A 13,749-nucleotide genomic window follows, 5' to 3' on the forward strand; every position below is an offset into this window, starting at 1 on the left:
GAGAATTCGATCACGTCGATATGCAGGCCCATGGGTTCGGCCACCTTGGCGACCTCTTCCATGATCTCGCCGTGTTGGCCCGGGGAAACACCCACGCGGATATCCCAGTCCTCTGCTGCGGCGGCACCGGCGGTCAGCGCCAGGACGGAGGCAAGCGTCATCAGTTTTTTCATTCGAAGAACTCCTCTCTCGAAAGGGTTGGATCAGGCGCCGCGATTGCGGGGCGCCCGTTTGTCCACGCGGCGGGCAATCCATTCACCAATGGTCTGGACGAGCTGCACGAGGACGATGAGGATGAGAACGACCAGGCCCATGACTTCGGGCATGAAGCGCTGGTAGCCATAGCGGATGCCCAGATCGCCCAGGCCTTCGCCACCGACGGCACCGACCATGGCCGAGTAGCCCAGAAGGCTGACCACGGCGAGGGTCAGGCCAAGCGTGATGCCCGGCAGGGCTTCGGGGATCAGGACCTTGCGGATGATCTGCATCGGCGTCGCCCCCATGGAGCGCGCCGCCTCGATCAGGCCGCTGTCGACTTCGCGGATGGCGTTTTCCACCAGGCGGGCGATGAAGGGCACCGCGGCGATGGTCAGCGGCACGATGGCCGCCGTGGTGCCGATCGAGGTCCCCGCCACCAGTCGGGTGAAGGGAATGATCGCCACCACGAGAATGATGAAGGGCACGGAGCGGGTCGCGTTGACGATGATCCCCAACACCTTGTTCACCAGCGGCGCCGAAAGCAGTTCGCCCTTTTGCGAGCAGGCCAGGAAGACACCGATCGGCAGACCGCCAAGCGCCCCCAGCAGGGTGGAAACGGCGACCATGTATATAGTCTGCCAGGTCGCTTCCATCAGCATGTGGATCAGGTTAGCGGACATAGCCAAGAACCTCCGTGCGTTGTTTATGCTGCGCGAGGAAGGCGTGAACCTCTGACGCGCGGTCGGCCTCGACCGAGATCAGCAGGTTGCCGAAGGGGCGCGGGCCGATTTCCTCGATGGCGCCGGCGAGGATGTTCACCTGCAACCCGAGCTCTGCACTCATCCGTGCCAGCAGCGGGTCGGTGGCGTTTTCCCCGATGAAGGTGATGCGCAGCACTTCGCGTGCGGCACCTTCGGGCCTGTCGGGCAGCATCTGGCGGGCGATGAATTCCGGCACGGTCACCCCGGTCACGCTGGACAGGAAGCTTTTCGTCGTGGCGTGCTGCGGTGCCGTGAAGACATCGTAGGTAGGGCCTTCCTCGACGATATGGCCGCCGTCGATTACCGCGACATGGCTGGCGATATCGCGGACAACCGCCATTTCGTGCGTGATCAGCAAAATCGTCAAACCGAGGTCGCGGTTGATGTCGGCCAGCAGGCGCAGCACCGTTTCGGTGGTTTCCGGGTCCAGGGCCGAGGTCGCCTCGTCCGACAGCAGGACCTTGGGCTGGGTCGCCAGCGCCCGGGCGATGCCCACACGCTGCTTCTGCCCGCCAGACAGTTCGGCCGGATAGCGGTTGCGGAAGTCCTGCAGCCCGACGCGGGCAATCAGATCCTCCACCCGGGGTTTGATGTCACGCCCGGGGGTGCCCGAAATTTCCAGCGGCAGCGCGACGTTTTCATAGACCGTGCGGGAGGCCAGAAGGTTGAAGTGCTGGAAGATCATGCCGACCTCGCGGCGGATGCCGCGCAGCGCCGCGCCCGTGGCCGCGCCGACGTCGCGACCGCCGACCAGGACCTGGCCCGAGGTCGGCTTTTCCAGACCATTGACCATGCGAAGCAGCGTGGACTTGCCCGCGCCCGATCGGCCGATGATCCCGGTGATGGTGCCCGGTTCGACGCTCAGGGAGATGTCTTCCAGCGCCATGACGCTGCCGCCGCCCTTCTTGGGGAAGGACTTCCCGACCTTGTCGAAGGTAATGGCCGCGCCTGTCGTGGTGTCAGTCTGCATACCGCTTCGGTTGCCTCCGGTAATTCCTGTCGGTGAGCGGTAGATAGTAACAGCACGGAAGGAACAACCCCACGGCGGCGCAGAGAGGCAGAATTTTTACAATGCACCGGGCCTGCCGAAACATCAGGCTGCGGCGCGCAATGATGACAACTGCGGGGAGGAGGGGGTCAGCCGGCGCGCGCGCCCTTCCCCGCCGGCGGCGCGCAGGAGCCGCCCGGCACCAGGCGCGGGGCGATGATGTGGCGCCGGGGCGGGATCTGACCCGCCCGGTTCTCTATCCGGTCGAGCAGGAAGCGCGTCGCCATTTCGCCAAGCTCCTCTATCGACTGGCAGGCAGAGGTGATGCGCGGGGTGATGACATCCGCCCAGGGCACATCGTCGACGCCGACGAGGGAGATGTCATCGGGGCAGCGGAAGCCCAGTTCCTGGATCGCGCGCAGGGCGCCCAGGGCCATCATGTTGTTCGCCGCCAGGATGGCAGTTGGCCGGTCGGGGGCCGTCAGAAGCTGGGTCGTCATGTCGTGCGCGCGCTCACCGGAGTATTTCGCCTCGGCCAGCATGGCAGGATCGAGGGGCAGCCCGGCGGCGGAGAGCGCATCCTGGTAGCCCGCCAGCCGCAGCCCGGCGGCAGACATGCGAGGGTCCCCGCCGAGGAAGGCAATGCGTTCATGCCCCATGCGGATAAGGTAGTCCGTCAGCATGCGGGTGCCCTGCCGGTGGTTGGAGCCGACGAAATCCAGCCCCGCCCCCTCGACCTCCTGGTCGATGAGCACGACGGGCATGTCGAGGTCCCGCAGGTAGGCGGCGAAATCCTCCCCGGTGGAGAGCGGCGCCATGATCACGCCGCCGACCTGGTTGCGGCGCAGTTGCGACAGGACCTGCCGTTCACGCTCCGACTGGGAATTGGTGTCGGCCACCACGAGGATGTAATCCTGCTGAAAGGTGTGCGTCTCGATCTGGCGCAGCAGCCGCCCGAAGAAGGGGTTGCCGATGTCACCAAGGACAAGGCCCAGCATCTTCGAGTGACCGCGCTTGAGGCTCTGGGCGAGGGTGTTGGGGCGATAGCCCGTCTCCTCGACCGCCTGCAGCACCTTGCGGCGCGTCTCCTCGCTGACCGGTCCGGTCCCGTTGAGGGTGAAGGAGACCGTCGAAATGGCGACCCCGGCCCGCTTGGCCACATCCCGAATATTCGCCATTCCGCCCCCCCTGGTGCTGCGCTCGAATCAAACTAGCCAGCTCACCCGCGATATAAAAACGTTTTTACAAAATTCGGATACCCCACGCCCTTCGCAAAATCCAAACGCCCAGGTATGCGCACATTTTTTGCCCAAATTCTCGCAAGACCACGCGATCTCCGGCGTTAAGGTGGCTGTTTTATGCTGTTTTAGCGCAGTTTGACGTTGCGAGCTGCCCCGCCGAAACGGATGCCTCTTCCTATAAAAAGGTTTTTACAATCTCGCCGGTCCGCCCCAACCGGACCACATGACAGAGAGGTCACAATGACGAAACACGCGCTCCAATCCCGCTTCGCGGCGTCCCTGCTTCTGGGGGCCAGCCTGTTCGCGGCACCGGCCATGGCGGAAGACATCACGCTGAAGATGTGGACGCTGGACAACGCGGGCTACAAGGAATTCATCGCCGAAGCCGCCGCGAAATTCCAGGAAACCCACCCCAACGTCACGATCCAGCACCAGACCTTCCCGGGCGACCCCTACAAGACCGGCCTGCAGGTCGCGCTGGTGGGCTCCGACGGCCCCGACATCTTCTTCAACTGGTCCGGCGACGATGCAAAACGCCTGGCAGAAGACGGGCTGGCCCTGGACATCACCGACTACGCCAAGGCCGACGGCGGTTTCGCGACGTTCCTCGGCGCCGGCTGGCTGACCGCCTTCGAGGTCGACGACAAGCTTTACGGGGTGCCGGCGGACGCGGTGACGAAGTACTTCTTCTACAACACCGACTATTTCGCCGAACACGACCTTTCCACGCCGGAAACCTTCGATGACATGCTGGGCCTGTGCAAGGCCGTGCGCGAGATCGACCCGGACACCGTGCCGATGCCACTTGGCAACAAGACCCGCTGGAAGGCCGTCCACTGGATGACCACGCTGAACCAGCGCATGGTCGGCATCGAAGGCACTGCCGCCGACTACGACCTCTCCCGCCCGGCGGATGAGCTTTACACCGATCCCGGCTATACGGGCGCCTTCCAGAAGCTGCTGGACGCCCAGGAGGCCGGCTGCTTCGAGGATGCGCCGAACGCGACGGACTACGCCATCGCGGACATGATGTTCTCCAGCCAGGCGTCGCCGATGGAATACTGCGGCTCCTGGTGCACCACGAACCAGGCCAATGCCGGGTTCGAGAACTACGCCATGTTCCGCTTCCCCGCCGTGACCGACGGCAAGGGCGACCCCAATGCCAACTTCCTGGTGCCCGAAGGCTACCAGGTGAGCGCCAAGACCGCGCACCCCAAGGAAGCCGTCGAATGGCTGTCCTTCCTGGTCGACGCCGAAAACTCCGCCCGCTTCACCGAGCTGACCGGGCTGATGTCGTCCAACCCCGAAAAGCTGGACGAGGTCGAAGGCCTGTCCGACCAGTTCCGCTGGATCGCCGACGACGTCGCGACCTTCTCTGCCGGGGTGAACGTGCTTGACGTCCTGCTGCCCAGTGCCGTGGCCGAAGCCTACCTGAATGCCACCGTCGAAGTGCTGAACCACACCAAGACCCCGAAAGAAGCCGTGGACATGGTGCGCGCGGCCGCCCTCGAAGTTCAGGCTTCCAAGTAAGCCCTGCCCCGCGCTCACCGCCCTGCTTTGGCGGTGAGCGCTCCTTCCCAGGAACAAGATCCCCGATGCCCGCCAAAAGCCCTTCCAGAGCGAAAAGCGACCGCACGGCGAATATCGCCATGCTGCTGCCCATGCTCCTCCTGATCGTGGTGTTCATCCACGGCCCCGCCGTGGTGGCCTTCTTCGGCTCCTTCTTCCAGTTCTCGATCACATCGACCAACTGGACCTTCGTGGGCCTCGACAACTACCTGCGCGCCGCGAACGATCCCGTCTTCTGGATTGCCCTGAAGAACAATGCCTTCATCGTCGTGGGCTCCATCGTCACGCAGGTCGGCCTGGGCGCGATCTTTGCCGCGATCCTCGACCGGGGCGTCAAGCGCGGCAACACCGTCTACCGGACGATCATCTTCCTGCCCGTCGTGGTCTCCGCGATCGCCATTTCCTTCATGTGGCTGCTGATCCTGGATCCGAACTTCGGCCCGCTGAACGCCGTGGTGAAGGGCATGGGCCTGCCCACGCCCAAGCTGGGCTGGATGGGCGACCCCCATATCTCCATGTGGATCCTGATCCTGATTGCCGCCTGGCAGAATGTCGGCTTCCAGATGGTGCTGATCCTGGCCGGCATGCAGGCCATTCCCCAGAACCTTTACGAAGCTGCCGCGCTGGACGGATCGAAGGGGGCGCATGCCTTCTGGCACATCACCCTGCCCGGCATCCGCAACGTGCTGATCGTGGGCGCGCTGATTTCGCTCATCGGGGCGCTGAAGGTCTTCGACCTGGTCTTCGTCACCACCGGCGGCGGCCCCGCCAATGCCACCCAGGTGCTGGGCACCTACACCTACCTGCAGGCCTTCACCCTGGGGAACATGGGCTATGCCAACGCGATTTCCGTCGTGCTGCTGGTCATCGCCATGATCTTCGGCTGGCTGCAGATGCGCCTGTCGCGCCGGAGCTGACCCAATGACCGCTTCCCGTTTCAATATCGTCCGCATCGGGCTGCACCTGGTCATGACCATCTGGTCGCTCTTCGTGCTGATCCCGATCTTCATCATGCTGATTGCCGCCTTCAAGTCCCAGGCGGAGATCTTCATGAAACCGCTCGGCCTGCCGTCGAGCTTCGACTTCGCCGCCTTCGAACGCGCCTGGGGCGTGGGCATCGGCCGTTTCCTGTGGAACTCCACCCTGGTGACGACGCTGTCGGTGCTTGCCATCGTGATCATCTCGGGCCTCGGGGCCTTCGTGCTGGCCCGGTCCGAGAGCTGGTACATGAAGGCGCTCTACCTGCTGGTGATCGCGGGCTTCGCCGTGCCGGTGCAATCGGTGCTGGTGCCGCTCTACCAGATGATCTCCTCCGCCGGGCTGCTGAATTCGCGCTTCGCGATCGTGCTGCCGAACGCGGCCTACGGGATCCCCTTCACGACGATGCTGTTCTACGCCTTCTTCCTGGAATTCCCGCGGGAGCTGGAAGAGGCGGCGCGGCTGGACGGCTGTTCGCGGTTTCGCATCTTCATGAAGATCGTGCTGCCCCTGTCGGGCCCGGCCGTGGCTTCGGCCGCGATCTTCCAGGCGGTGTTCAACTGGAACGAATTCCTGCTGGCGCTGCTGCTGCTGACCGATCCGGAGGTGCGGACCCTGCCCGTCGGGATCTACGGCCTTACCGGGCAGTATTCGGCCGACTGGCCCGCCCTGATGGCAGGTCTTGCCATCGCAACGCTGCCCCTCGTCATCGTCTTCATCTTCGCGCAGCGCCACTTCGTGCGCTCGCTGACCGGCCTCGGAAAGTGATCATGCCCAGCCTTCAGCTCAGAAACATCATCAAGCGTTACAATGACTACCAGGCCATTCACGGCGTCAGCTTCGAAGCGGAGCCCGGGGAATTCGTCGTCATGGTCGGGCCTTCCGGCTGCGGCAAGTCGACCCTCCTGCGCTCCATCGCCGGGCTGGAGGAGGTCTCCGAAGGGGAAATCCTGCTGAACGGGCGCGACATCACTCATGTCGAACCCTCCCAGCGGGGGGTCGCCATGGTGTTCCAGAACTACGCGCTCTACCCGCATATGACGGTGGCGGAAAACATGGGCTTCGCCCTGAAGACCGCCGGGAAGCCCAAGGCGGAAGTCCGCGCCGCGGTAGAGGAAGCCGCCCGCATCCTGCGGATCACCGAACACCTGGACAAGAAGCCCAAGGCCCTGTCCGGCGGCCAGAAGCAGCGGGTCGCCATCGGCCGCGCGATCACCCGCGCCCCGGAGCTGTTCCTGTTCGACGAACCGCTGTCCAACCTCGACGCCGCGCTGCGCACGCAGATGCGGATCGAACTGGGTCGCCTGCATGCGGAGCTGAAGGCCACGATGGTCTATGTCACCCACGACCAGACGGAGGCCATGACCATGGCCGACCGCATCGTCGTGCTGAATGCCGGCCGGATCGAACAGATGGGCGCGCCGCTGGAGCTCTACAACCGGCCTGCGAACATCTTCGTCGCGGGGTTCCTGGGCGCGCCGCGCATGAACTTCATCACCGGCACCGTCACCGCGACGGCCCCCGGACAGGTCACCCTGTCCCTGCCCGGCCAGGACAGCCCGGTCACCCTGGACCTGGAGCCGGGCGCGCCGCTGCCGGCTACGGGTGCGGAGCTGCGCCTGGGCCTGCGCCCCGAAGCGATCTACGTCGGCGACGGCCCGGCCTCTGCCTCCCTCTGCATTCCCGCGAAGGTGGCCATCGTCGAAAGCCTGGGCCGCGAGACCGTCCTTTTCGCGGATGCGGGCCCGCTGCGCGCGATCGAGGGGGAAAGCCAGGACGGCTACCTGTCGATCCAGGCCCCCCGCCAGGTCACCGCGCGTCATGGCGACGCCCTGTCCCTTTCGGTCGATCCGACCGCCTTCTTCCTGTTCGACGCCGATGGCCAGACCATCCGTTTCGGCAAGTAATACCGTTTCAAGAAAGACCCCCATGCGTTCCCGCCAGATCCACCTTGATTTCCATACCTCCGGCCTGATCGAGGGTATCGGACAGAACTTCGATGCCGAAGCCTTCGCACAGGCCTTCAAGCAGGCCCACGTGAACAGCGTGACCGTCTTTTCCAAGTGCCACCACGGGCTGAGCTATCATCCGACCGAGGTCGGCCAGATGCACCCCGGGCTGGACTTCGACCTGCTGCGCGCCCAGATCGATGCGCTGCATTCGGTCGACATCAAGGCGCCGATCTACCTGTCCGCCGCCTGGGACGACTACGCCGCACGCACCCATCCCGAATGGCTGACTGTCGGCCTGGACGACAAGCATCACCGGTCGCCCAACGACCCGACCGGCTGGCTCTTCCTCGACTTCGCGTCGGGCTACATCGACTACCTGGGCCAGCAGGTCGAAGAGGTCATGCGCCGCTACCCCGATGGCGACGGCATCTTCATCGACATCTGCTTCAACCCACCTTCGGTGTCCGAGGCGGCCAAGGCCGCGATGACCGCGCGAGGCCTGGACTGGACCAACCCCGAACACGTCGAACAGCACGCGGCCCTGCTTGTGCCCCGCCTTTACGAGGCGGTGAACGAGGCCGTTCACAAGTACGATCCGGAGATGCCGATCTTCTTCAACTCCGGCCACATCCGGCGCGGCGACCGGGAGAAGGTTTCCTCCTACTTCACCCACCTGGAGCTGGAGAGCCTGCCGACCGCGGGCTGGGGCTATGACCACTTCCCGCTGTCCGCGCGCTACGTCGACACCCTGGGCATTCCCTTCCTGGGCATGACCGGCAAGTTCCATTTCACCTGGGGGGAGATCGGTGGCTACAAGCGGCCCGAGGCGCTGCGATACGAATGCGGGGCCATGCTGGCACAGGGCGCGCTGTGCTCCATCGGGGATCACCTGCACCCGACCGGGCGGATAGACGGATCGACGATGAACGTCATCAGCGCGGCCTACGCCCATGTCGAAGCCTGCGAACCCTGGATCGAGAAGACGGTGAACCGGGCCGACATCGCCCTGCTGTCCCGCGAAGCGGTGACCGGGACGAACCTGTCCGGCGCCCCGGAACGCAACCAGACCGCCGACGAGGGTGCCTCCCGCGTGCTGCTGGAAGGCGGTTTCTTGTTCGACGTGGTCGATACTGAAAGCGATTTCACCCGATATGCCCTGCTGATCCTGCCCGACAGCGTGCCCGTCGATGCCGCCCTGAAGGCCAGGATCGAGGCCTTCGCCGATGCAGGTGGTCGCGTTCTGCTCACCGGGTCATCGGGGATCGATCACGAGGCGGGTCCCGTCTTCGACATCGGCGCGACCTGGGAAGGCACCTCTGCCATGACGGGCGGTGACTACCTGAAGCCGGTGGCCGCGCTGCAGGCCGACGGGATCGACGAGCCGCATTTCATGTACCTGCCGTCGGAACAGCTGAAGCTGACGGATGGGACCAGCCTGGCCGACATCCACGATCCCTACATGGACCGGCGACGCGATCACTTCTCCGGGCATATCCACGCGCCCTGCCGGCTGGATCCCACGGGCTTTGCCGGCATCGTCGAGAAGGGCAGTTTCATCCAGGTCGCCCATCCGATCTTCACCGCCTATCACAAGACCGGCGCCGTTCGGATGCTGGAGATCGCGGAGAAGGTCATCGCACATGCCCTTGGCCGCGCGCCGATGGTGGCGACGAGCCTGCCGCGGGCCGGCCGGGTGACGCTGCGGGCGCAGCCGGATCAGGCGCGCGACGTGATGCACCTGCTTTACGCCACGCCGGCCCTGCGGGGGAACCTGATGGGCAACGAGATCCAGCCGATCCAGGACATTACCCCCCTGTCGGACATCGAGATCACCCTGACGCCGCGCGGCGCCGTCTCCTCCGTGACGATGGTCCCCGAGGGGCGCACCATCGACTTCGAGGCCACGGGCGACCGGATCTCCTTCACGCTGCCGCGCCTGGATGGGCACGGCATGGTCGAAATCGCCTACGCGGACTGAACTGCCAGGCGGGGATCGCCACCGGGCGATCCCCCTCCCTCCGGAGCTTCCCACATGACGAGTAACGCGCGTCAGCTGATGCTGACGACACTCTCCCTCGCCCTCGGTGCCTTTGCCCTGGGCGTGTCGGAGTTCGCAGCCATGGGCCTGTTGCCCTATTTCGCCGCCGACCTCGGGGTCAGCGAACCCAGGGCGGGCGAAGCGATCAGCGCCTATGCCCTGGGGGTCGTTGTGGGCGCGCCCCTGTGTTCGATCCTGGGCGCCCAGGTGCCGCGCAAGCGGCTGCTGATCCTGCTGGTGGCGGCGATCGGGCTGGGCAACCTGGCCAACGCCTTTGCCCCGACGATGACGAGCATGTCGGCGCTGCGGTTCATATCCGGCCTGCCCCATGGCGCCTATCTTGGGATTGCCGCGCTCTATGCGGCGGACTTCTGGCCTGCGGGGCGCAAGGCCGTGGGCGTGACGCGGGTGCTGATGGGGCTGACCGTCGCCAACGTGATCGGCGTGCCCGTCGCGGGGGCGGCGGGGCAGCTCTTCGGCTGGCGCTGCATGTTCGTGGTGGTCGCGGCGCTGGCCGGGCTGGCCTGCGCGATGATCTTCCGCTGGGCGCCCGAAGCGCCACGCCGCCCCCGGCAGCACCCGCTGAAGGAGCTGGGGGCGCTGATCAACCGCGATGTGCTGCTGGTTCTGCTGACCGGGGCCATCGGGTTTGGCGGCGTCTTTTCCGTCTACACCTACTTCAGTGCCGCGATCCTGGATATCGAAGGGGCGCCGGAATGGGCCATTCCGCTGGCGCTGTCGGCCTTCGGCATCGGCGGGATCCTGGGCAACCTGGTGGTCGGGCGGCTGGCGGAGTGGTCTCCGCTGGGCACGACCTTCCTCATCTACGCCTTCCTGGCCGTGGTCGCGCTCTTCTACGCGCTGGTCTTCGGCCACTGGCAGCTGATGATCCTGGCCGTTTTCCTGCTGGGGCCGAGCACCAGCATCTCGACCCCGCTGCACATGCGTCTGATGGCTGTTGCGGGGGATGCGCAGGGCATGGCCTCTGCCCTCAACCACGCCTCCTTCAACGCCGCCAATGCGATCGGCGCGCTCTGTGCGGGGCTGATGCTGTCCTCCGGTCACGGCTGGGGGATCACCGGCGTCGTGGGCGCCGGGCTGGCCTGTGCGGGGATCGTCATGGTCGGCATCACGCATCTGGCGGAGCGGGCCGCCCCGCGCAGAGGACCCGCAGGTATCTGAACGCTGCGACGACAAAAGGCCTCCCCCGGGGATCGGGAGAGGCCTTCTTTCAGGGATCCGCTGCGGTCACTGACCCAGTTCGGTGGCCACCAGATTGAGCCAGTAGGCAACCCCGATCGGGATCAGCGCATCATTGAAATCGTAGGTCGGCGTGTGAACGAAGGCCGCGTCAGGACCATCGCCGTTGCCGATCATGACATAGGCGCCGGGCACCTTTTCCAGCATGAAGGAGAAGTCTTCGGACCCGCCGGCCAGCGGCGCCTTGGGGTTGACCATGCCTTCCCCCACCGCGGCGGAGGCGGCGGCTGTCGCGCGCTCCACTTCCTCGGCCGTATTCACCAGGGGCGGATAGCGCCGCGTGTAGATCAGCCGGGCAGAAACGCCATGCGGCATCGCGCAGCTTTCGGCGAAGCTGCCGATGCACTGCTCCAGCGTGTCGCGCACCTCGGGCCGGTAGGACCGTGCGGTGCCGCGAACGACCACCCGCGACGGGATGATGTTGGGGCTGTCATAGGCCCCCGCATCAATATGCCCGACGGAGATGACCGCCGGATCCGTCGCCGGAACCTTGCGGGAAATGATCTGGGCCAACGAAGCGATGAACTGCCCCGCGGGGATGGTCGGATCGGTGGCCATGTGCGGCATGGCCCCGTGCCCGCCGGTCCCTTCGAAGATCACTTCCCAGGTATCGCCCGCCGACATGAAGGGCCCCGGGCGAGTGCCGACCCAGCCCAAGGGTTCCTTGGGCGCATTGTGCACCCCGTAGACAGCATCGCAGGGGAAGAGATCGAAAAGCCCGTCCTGAATCATGACACGCGCGCCGCCCAGCCCCTCTTCGGCGGGCTGGAAGATGAAATGCACGGTCCCTGCGAAATCGGGATCGGCGGCCAGCTTCTCCACCGCGCCCAGAAGCATGGTGGTGTGCCCGTCATGGCCACAGGCATGCATCTTGCCCGGCACTTCGGAAGCATAGGAAAGCCCGGTCTGTTCTTCGATATGCAGCGCGTCCATGTCGGCCCGCAGGGCGATGACCCGCTGCCCCGGTCGCTTGCCTTTCAGCGTCCCCACGACGCCGGTGCCACCCAGGCCGCGATGGATTTCCAGGCCCAGTTCGGTCAGCCGCGCGGCAACCAGATCGGAGGTGCGAAATTCCTCGAACGCGGTTTCGGGATGGCGGTGGATGTCCTGGCGCAGCGCGGTCAGTCGGTCGATGAAGTCCGTATCGGCGCGCAGGTCCTCAGGCGTGATCAGGGGCATGGGAAGGTCTTTCGGTCGTCTCTGCCACCGGTCCGGCCAGGCCGCGCGCGCAATGCGCCAGCCCATGCACGAAGATGGCGATGATGAAGATTGGCACGGTCACGGCGACGAAGATCGTCGGCATGTCGAAGGTCTCTGCCGAGGTGTAGAGATTGCGTGCCAGGAAGGAGCGGGCCGGGTTCATGCCGGGCCCGTAGAAGCAATAGAAGAGGATCGGCCCGAGAAAGGCCACGACAGCCGCACCGCGCAGCACCGCCGCCAGGGCCAGCACCGGGCGGGGGAAGGTCGCGGGCAGTTTCACCAGGCGCGGGTCGAACCCGGTGCGGAAGGAGATCGCCGCCCCCAGCAGACCGACCCAGACCATCGCGTAGCGCGCGGCCTCTTCCGTCCAGGCGGGGGGCGCGGCGAACCCGTAGCGCGCCACGACCTGCAGCGCGATGAAGCCGACCATCAGCACCAGGCCGACAAGGGCAATCAGGCGCAGCACCCGGTCGATGCCGTAGCTGAGGGCATCCAGGAAGTTTGCAAGGGATTTCATGTCAGGCTCCGCTGAAGGGGAACGGGAAGGAGGGGCGCGGCCCGTGCCGCGCCCCCGGTTCGATCACTCGACGAACTGCGAGATGAAATCGACGTCTTCCTGCGGTACGATCTGGTTCCAGACCGAGCGGGAGGCATCGACGAACTTCTGACGTTCGCCTTCTTCCAGCGGCGTGATCTCGATCCCGCCGTCCTGGATGGTCTGCTCGAAGTAGGGTGCCTGTTCGAGGGCCCATTCGCGGTTGACGGAGACACCGTGCGCGATGGCTTCGTCGACCCAGCCCTGCTCTTCCTCGGTCAGGAAGGCGTACCAGTCATCCGACAGCATGATGACCTTGGGCACGGGGCCCGCGTTCAGCGGCGTGAAGTAGTCCAGCAGTTCCACCTGGCCGGCCGCCACGACGGTGGAGGGCGGGTTGAAGTGGCCAACCGCCACACCGGTCTGCAGGGCGTTGGGGGTCTCTGCCCAGCTGACGACGGTGGGCTTGGCGCCCCATGCAGCCATGAAGGTCACCTGGTCGCCGTTCTGGGCGCGCAGGCGCATGTCGGCCACGTCCGCCAGGGTGGTCACCGGTTTTTCGGTGTTGAACAGGCCCAGGGTGCCGCCGCGCATGGCAAAGCCCGCGACCCGGATGCCCAGGCGGGAGGCTTCTTCGTTGATCCGGTCAAGCGCGCCGCTTTCCTCGACCATGCGGTCGAAGGAGGCTTCGTCGGAGGTCAGGAAGGGCAGGAAGAGGGTCGAAGCCCACTTGGAGGCCTTCATCAGGGAGCCGCCGTTGCCGACGTTCACGGCGATCAGCCCCTGGGAGGTCTGGTCGAAACGGTCGCTTTCCTTGCCCATGGTGTTGGAGGGGTGCACGGTGACGGTGACGCCGTGGGCCTCCAGGCTTTCGGCGAAGGCGTGGATGAAGACGTATTCCGCGTCGTTCTTCAGGTCTTCGGTCCCGGCGAAGGCGACAACGACGTCATCCATGGCCATCGCTGCGGTCCCGGTCAGCGCCGCAAGGCTGACGGTGGCGGCAAGAAGGGTCTTTTTCATCTGTTTTCT

13 protein-coding genes (1 of these 13 only partly in view) are annotated in these 13,749 nt (G+C 65.4%); 6 read left to right on the forward strand and 7 right to left on the reverse strand.

Features of this window, described 5'->3' with window-relative positions; all coding sequences use genetic code 11:
• From AC2IR1_RS16495 to AC2IR1_RS16510, 4 genes are all read right to left on the reverse strand, one after another.
• Nucleotides 1-173 carry the 5' end (the start) of a MetQ/NlpA family ABC transporter substrate-binding protein gene (locus tag AC2IR1_RS16495; protein ID WP_486473057.1) on the reverse strand. 607 nt of this gene lie to the left of the window's left edge, so only the first 173 of its 780 coding nucleotides appear in the window; the start codon lies at nt 171-173; its stop codon lies off the left edge, out of view.
• A gap of 30 nt (nt 174-203) precedes the next feature.
• A complete protein-coding gene (locus tag AC2IR1_RS16500) occupies nt 204-878 on the reverse strand; it encodes a methionine ABC transporter permease (RefSeq protein ID WP_486473058.1) in 675 nt (224 codons plus the stop codon).
• Nucleotides 868-1,929, reverse strand: a complete 1,062-nt coding sequence (locus tag AC2IR1_RS16505; protein WP_486473059.1) for a methionine ABC transporter ATP-binding protein — start codon at nt 1,927-1,929, stop codon at nt 868-870. Before AC2IR1_RS16505 ends, AC2IR1_RS16500 begins: the two co-directional genes overlap by 11 nt.
• Before the next feature lie 167 nt (nt 1,930-2,096).
• Nucleotides 2,097-3,125 carry a LacI family DNA-binding transcriptional regulator gene (locus AC2IR1_RS16510; RefSeq protein ID WP_486473060.1) on the reverse strand — a complete coding sequence of 343 codons (1,029 nt, stop codon included), beginning with the start codon at nt 3,123-3,125 and terminating at the stop codon, nt 2,097-2,099.
• A gap of 303 nt (nt 3,126-3,428) precedes the next feature.
• Here AC2IR1_RS16510 and AC2IR1_RS16515 point away from each other — a divergent pair, with 303 nt between their 5' ends.
• The 6 genes from AC2IR1_RS16515 to AC2IR1_RS16540 all read left to right on the forward strand — a co-directional run bounded on the left by AC2IR1_RS16515 (nt 3,429) and on the right by AC2IR1_RS16540 (nt 10,907).
• On the forward strand, nt 3,429-4,718 hold the full coding sequence (locus AC2IR1_RS16515; protein ID WP_486473061.1) for an ABC transporter substrate-binding protein: 1,290 nt from the start codon (nt 3,429-3,431) through the stop codon (nt 4,716-4,718).
• Between the two features lie 65 nt (nt 4,719-4,783).
• Nucleotides 4,784-5,674, forward strand: a complete 891-nt coding sequence (locus AC2IR1_RS16520; protein WP_486473062.1) for a carbohydrate ABC transporter permease — start codon at nt 4,784-4,786, stop codon at nt 5,672-5,674.
• A gap of 4 nt (nt 5,675-5,678) precedes the next feature.
• Nucleotides 5,679-6,503 carry a carbohydrate ABC transporter permease gene (locus AC2IR1_RS16525; protein ID WP_486473063.1) on the forward strand — a complete coding sequence of 275 codons (825 nt, stop codon included), beginning with the start codon at nt 5,679-5,681 and terminating at the stop codon, nt 6,501-6,503.
• Nucleotides 6,504-6,505: 2 nt separating this feature from the next.
• On the forward strand, nt 6,506-7,642 hold the full coding sequence (locus AC2IR1_RS16530) for an ABC transporter ATP-binding protein (protein ID WP_486473064.1): 1,137 nt from the start codon (nt 6,506-6,508) through the stop codon (nt 7,640-7,642).
• A 22-nt stretch (nt 7,643-7,664) separates the two neighbouring features.
• Entirely contained in the window at nt 7,665-9,665 is a 2,001-nt protein-coding gene (locus AC2IR1_RS16535; RefSeq protein ID WP_486473065.1) for an alpha-amylase family protein, read from the forward strand.
• Between the two features lie 54 nt (nt 9,666-9,719).
• Nucleotides 9,720-10,907: an MFS transporter gene (locus tag AC2IR1_RS16540; protein ID WP_486473066.1), complete on the forward strand. Its 1,188-nt coding sequence runs from the start codon at nt 9,720-9,722 to the stop codon at nt 10,905-10,907.
• Between the two features lie 66 nt (nt 10,908-10,973).
• On the opposite strand, the gene AC2IR1_RS16545 is transcribed toward AC2IR1_RS16540, so the two are convergent.
• From AC2IR1_RS16545 to AC2IR1_RS16555, 3 genes are all read right to left on the reverse strand, one after another.
• A complete protein-coding gene (locus tag AC2IR1_RS16545; protein WP_486473067.1) occupies nt 10,974-12,164 on the reverse strand; it encodes a M20 aminoacylase family protein in 1,191 nt (396 codons plus the stop codon).
• Nucleotides 12,145-12,702, reverse strand: a complete 558-nt coding sequence (locus AC2IR1_RS16550; RefSeq protein WP_486473068.1) for a TRAP transporter small permease — start codon at nt 12,700-12,702, stop codon at nt 12,145-12,147. Before AC2IR1_RS16550 ends, AC2IR1_RS16545 begins: the two co-directional genes overlap by 20 nt.
• A 63-nt stretch (nt 12,703-12,765) precedes the next feature.
• Nucleotides 12,766-13,740 (reverse strand): TRAP transporter substrate-binding protein, encoded by a 975-nt coding sequence (locus AC2IR1_RS16555; RefSeq protein WP_486473069.1) that lies wholly within the window; start codon nt 13,738-13,740, stop codon nt 12,766-12,768.
• Nucleotides 13,741-13,749 lie beyond the last annotated feature (9 nt).

It is taken from the genome of Pseudooceanicola sp. NS-SX8 (assembly GCF_057380755.1).

Coding starts and splice junctions, on each gene's coding strand:
- AC2IR1_RS16500 (WP_486473058.1), bottom strand. CDS start 878: ATGTCCGCTAACCTGATCCACATGCTGATGGAAGCGACCTGGCAGACT.
- AC2IR1_RS16505 (WP_486473059.1), bottom strand. CDS start 1,929: ATGCAGACTGACACCACGACAGGCGCGGCCATTACCTTCGACAAGGTC.
- AC2IR1_RS16510 (WP_486473060.1), bottom strand. CDS start 3,125: ATGGCGAATATTCGGGATGTGGCCAAGCGGGCCGGGGTCGCCATTTCG.
- AC2IR1_RS16515 (WP_486473061.1), top strand. CDS start 3,429: ATGACGAAACACGCGCTCCAATCCCGCTTCGCGGCGTCCCTGCTTCTG.
- AC2IR1_RS16520 (WP_486473062.1), top strand. CDS start 4,784: ATGCCCGCCAAAAGCCCTTCCAGAGCGAAAAGCGACCGCACGGCGAAT.
- AC2IR1_RS16525 (WP_486473063.1), top strand. CDS start 5,679: ATGACCGCTTCCCGTTTCAATATCGTCCGCATCGGGCTGCACCTGGTC.
- AC2IR1_RS16530 (WP_486473064.1), top strand. CDS start 6,506: ATGCCCAGCCTTCAGCTCAGAAACATCATCAAGCGTTACAATGACTAC.
- AC2IR1_RS16535 (WP_486473065.1), top strand. CDS start 7,665: ATGCGTTCCCGCCAGATCCACCTTGATTTCCATACCTCCGGCCTGATC.
- AC2IR1_RS16540 (WP_486473066.1), top strand. CDS start 9,720: ATGACGAGTAACGCGCGTCAGCTGATGCTGACGACACTCTCCCTCGCC.
- AC2IR1_RS16545 (WP_486473067.1), bottom strand. CDS start 12,164: ATGCCCCTGATCACGCCTGAGGACCTGCGCGCCGATACGGACTTCATC.
- AC2IR1_RS16550 (WP_486473068.1), bottom strand. CDS start 12,702: ATGAAATCCCTTGCAAACTTCCTGGATGCCCTCAGCTACGGCATCGAC.
- AC2IR1_RS16555 (WP_486473069.1), bottom strand. CDS start 13,740: ATGAAAAAGACCCTTCTTGCCGCCACCGTCAGCCTTGCGGCGCTGACC.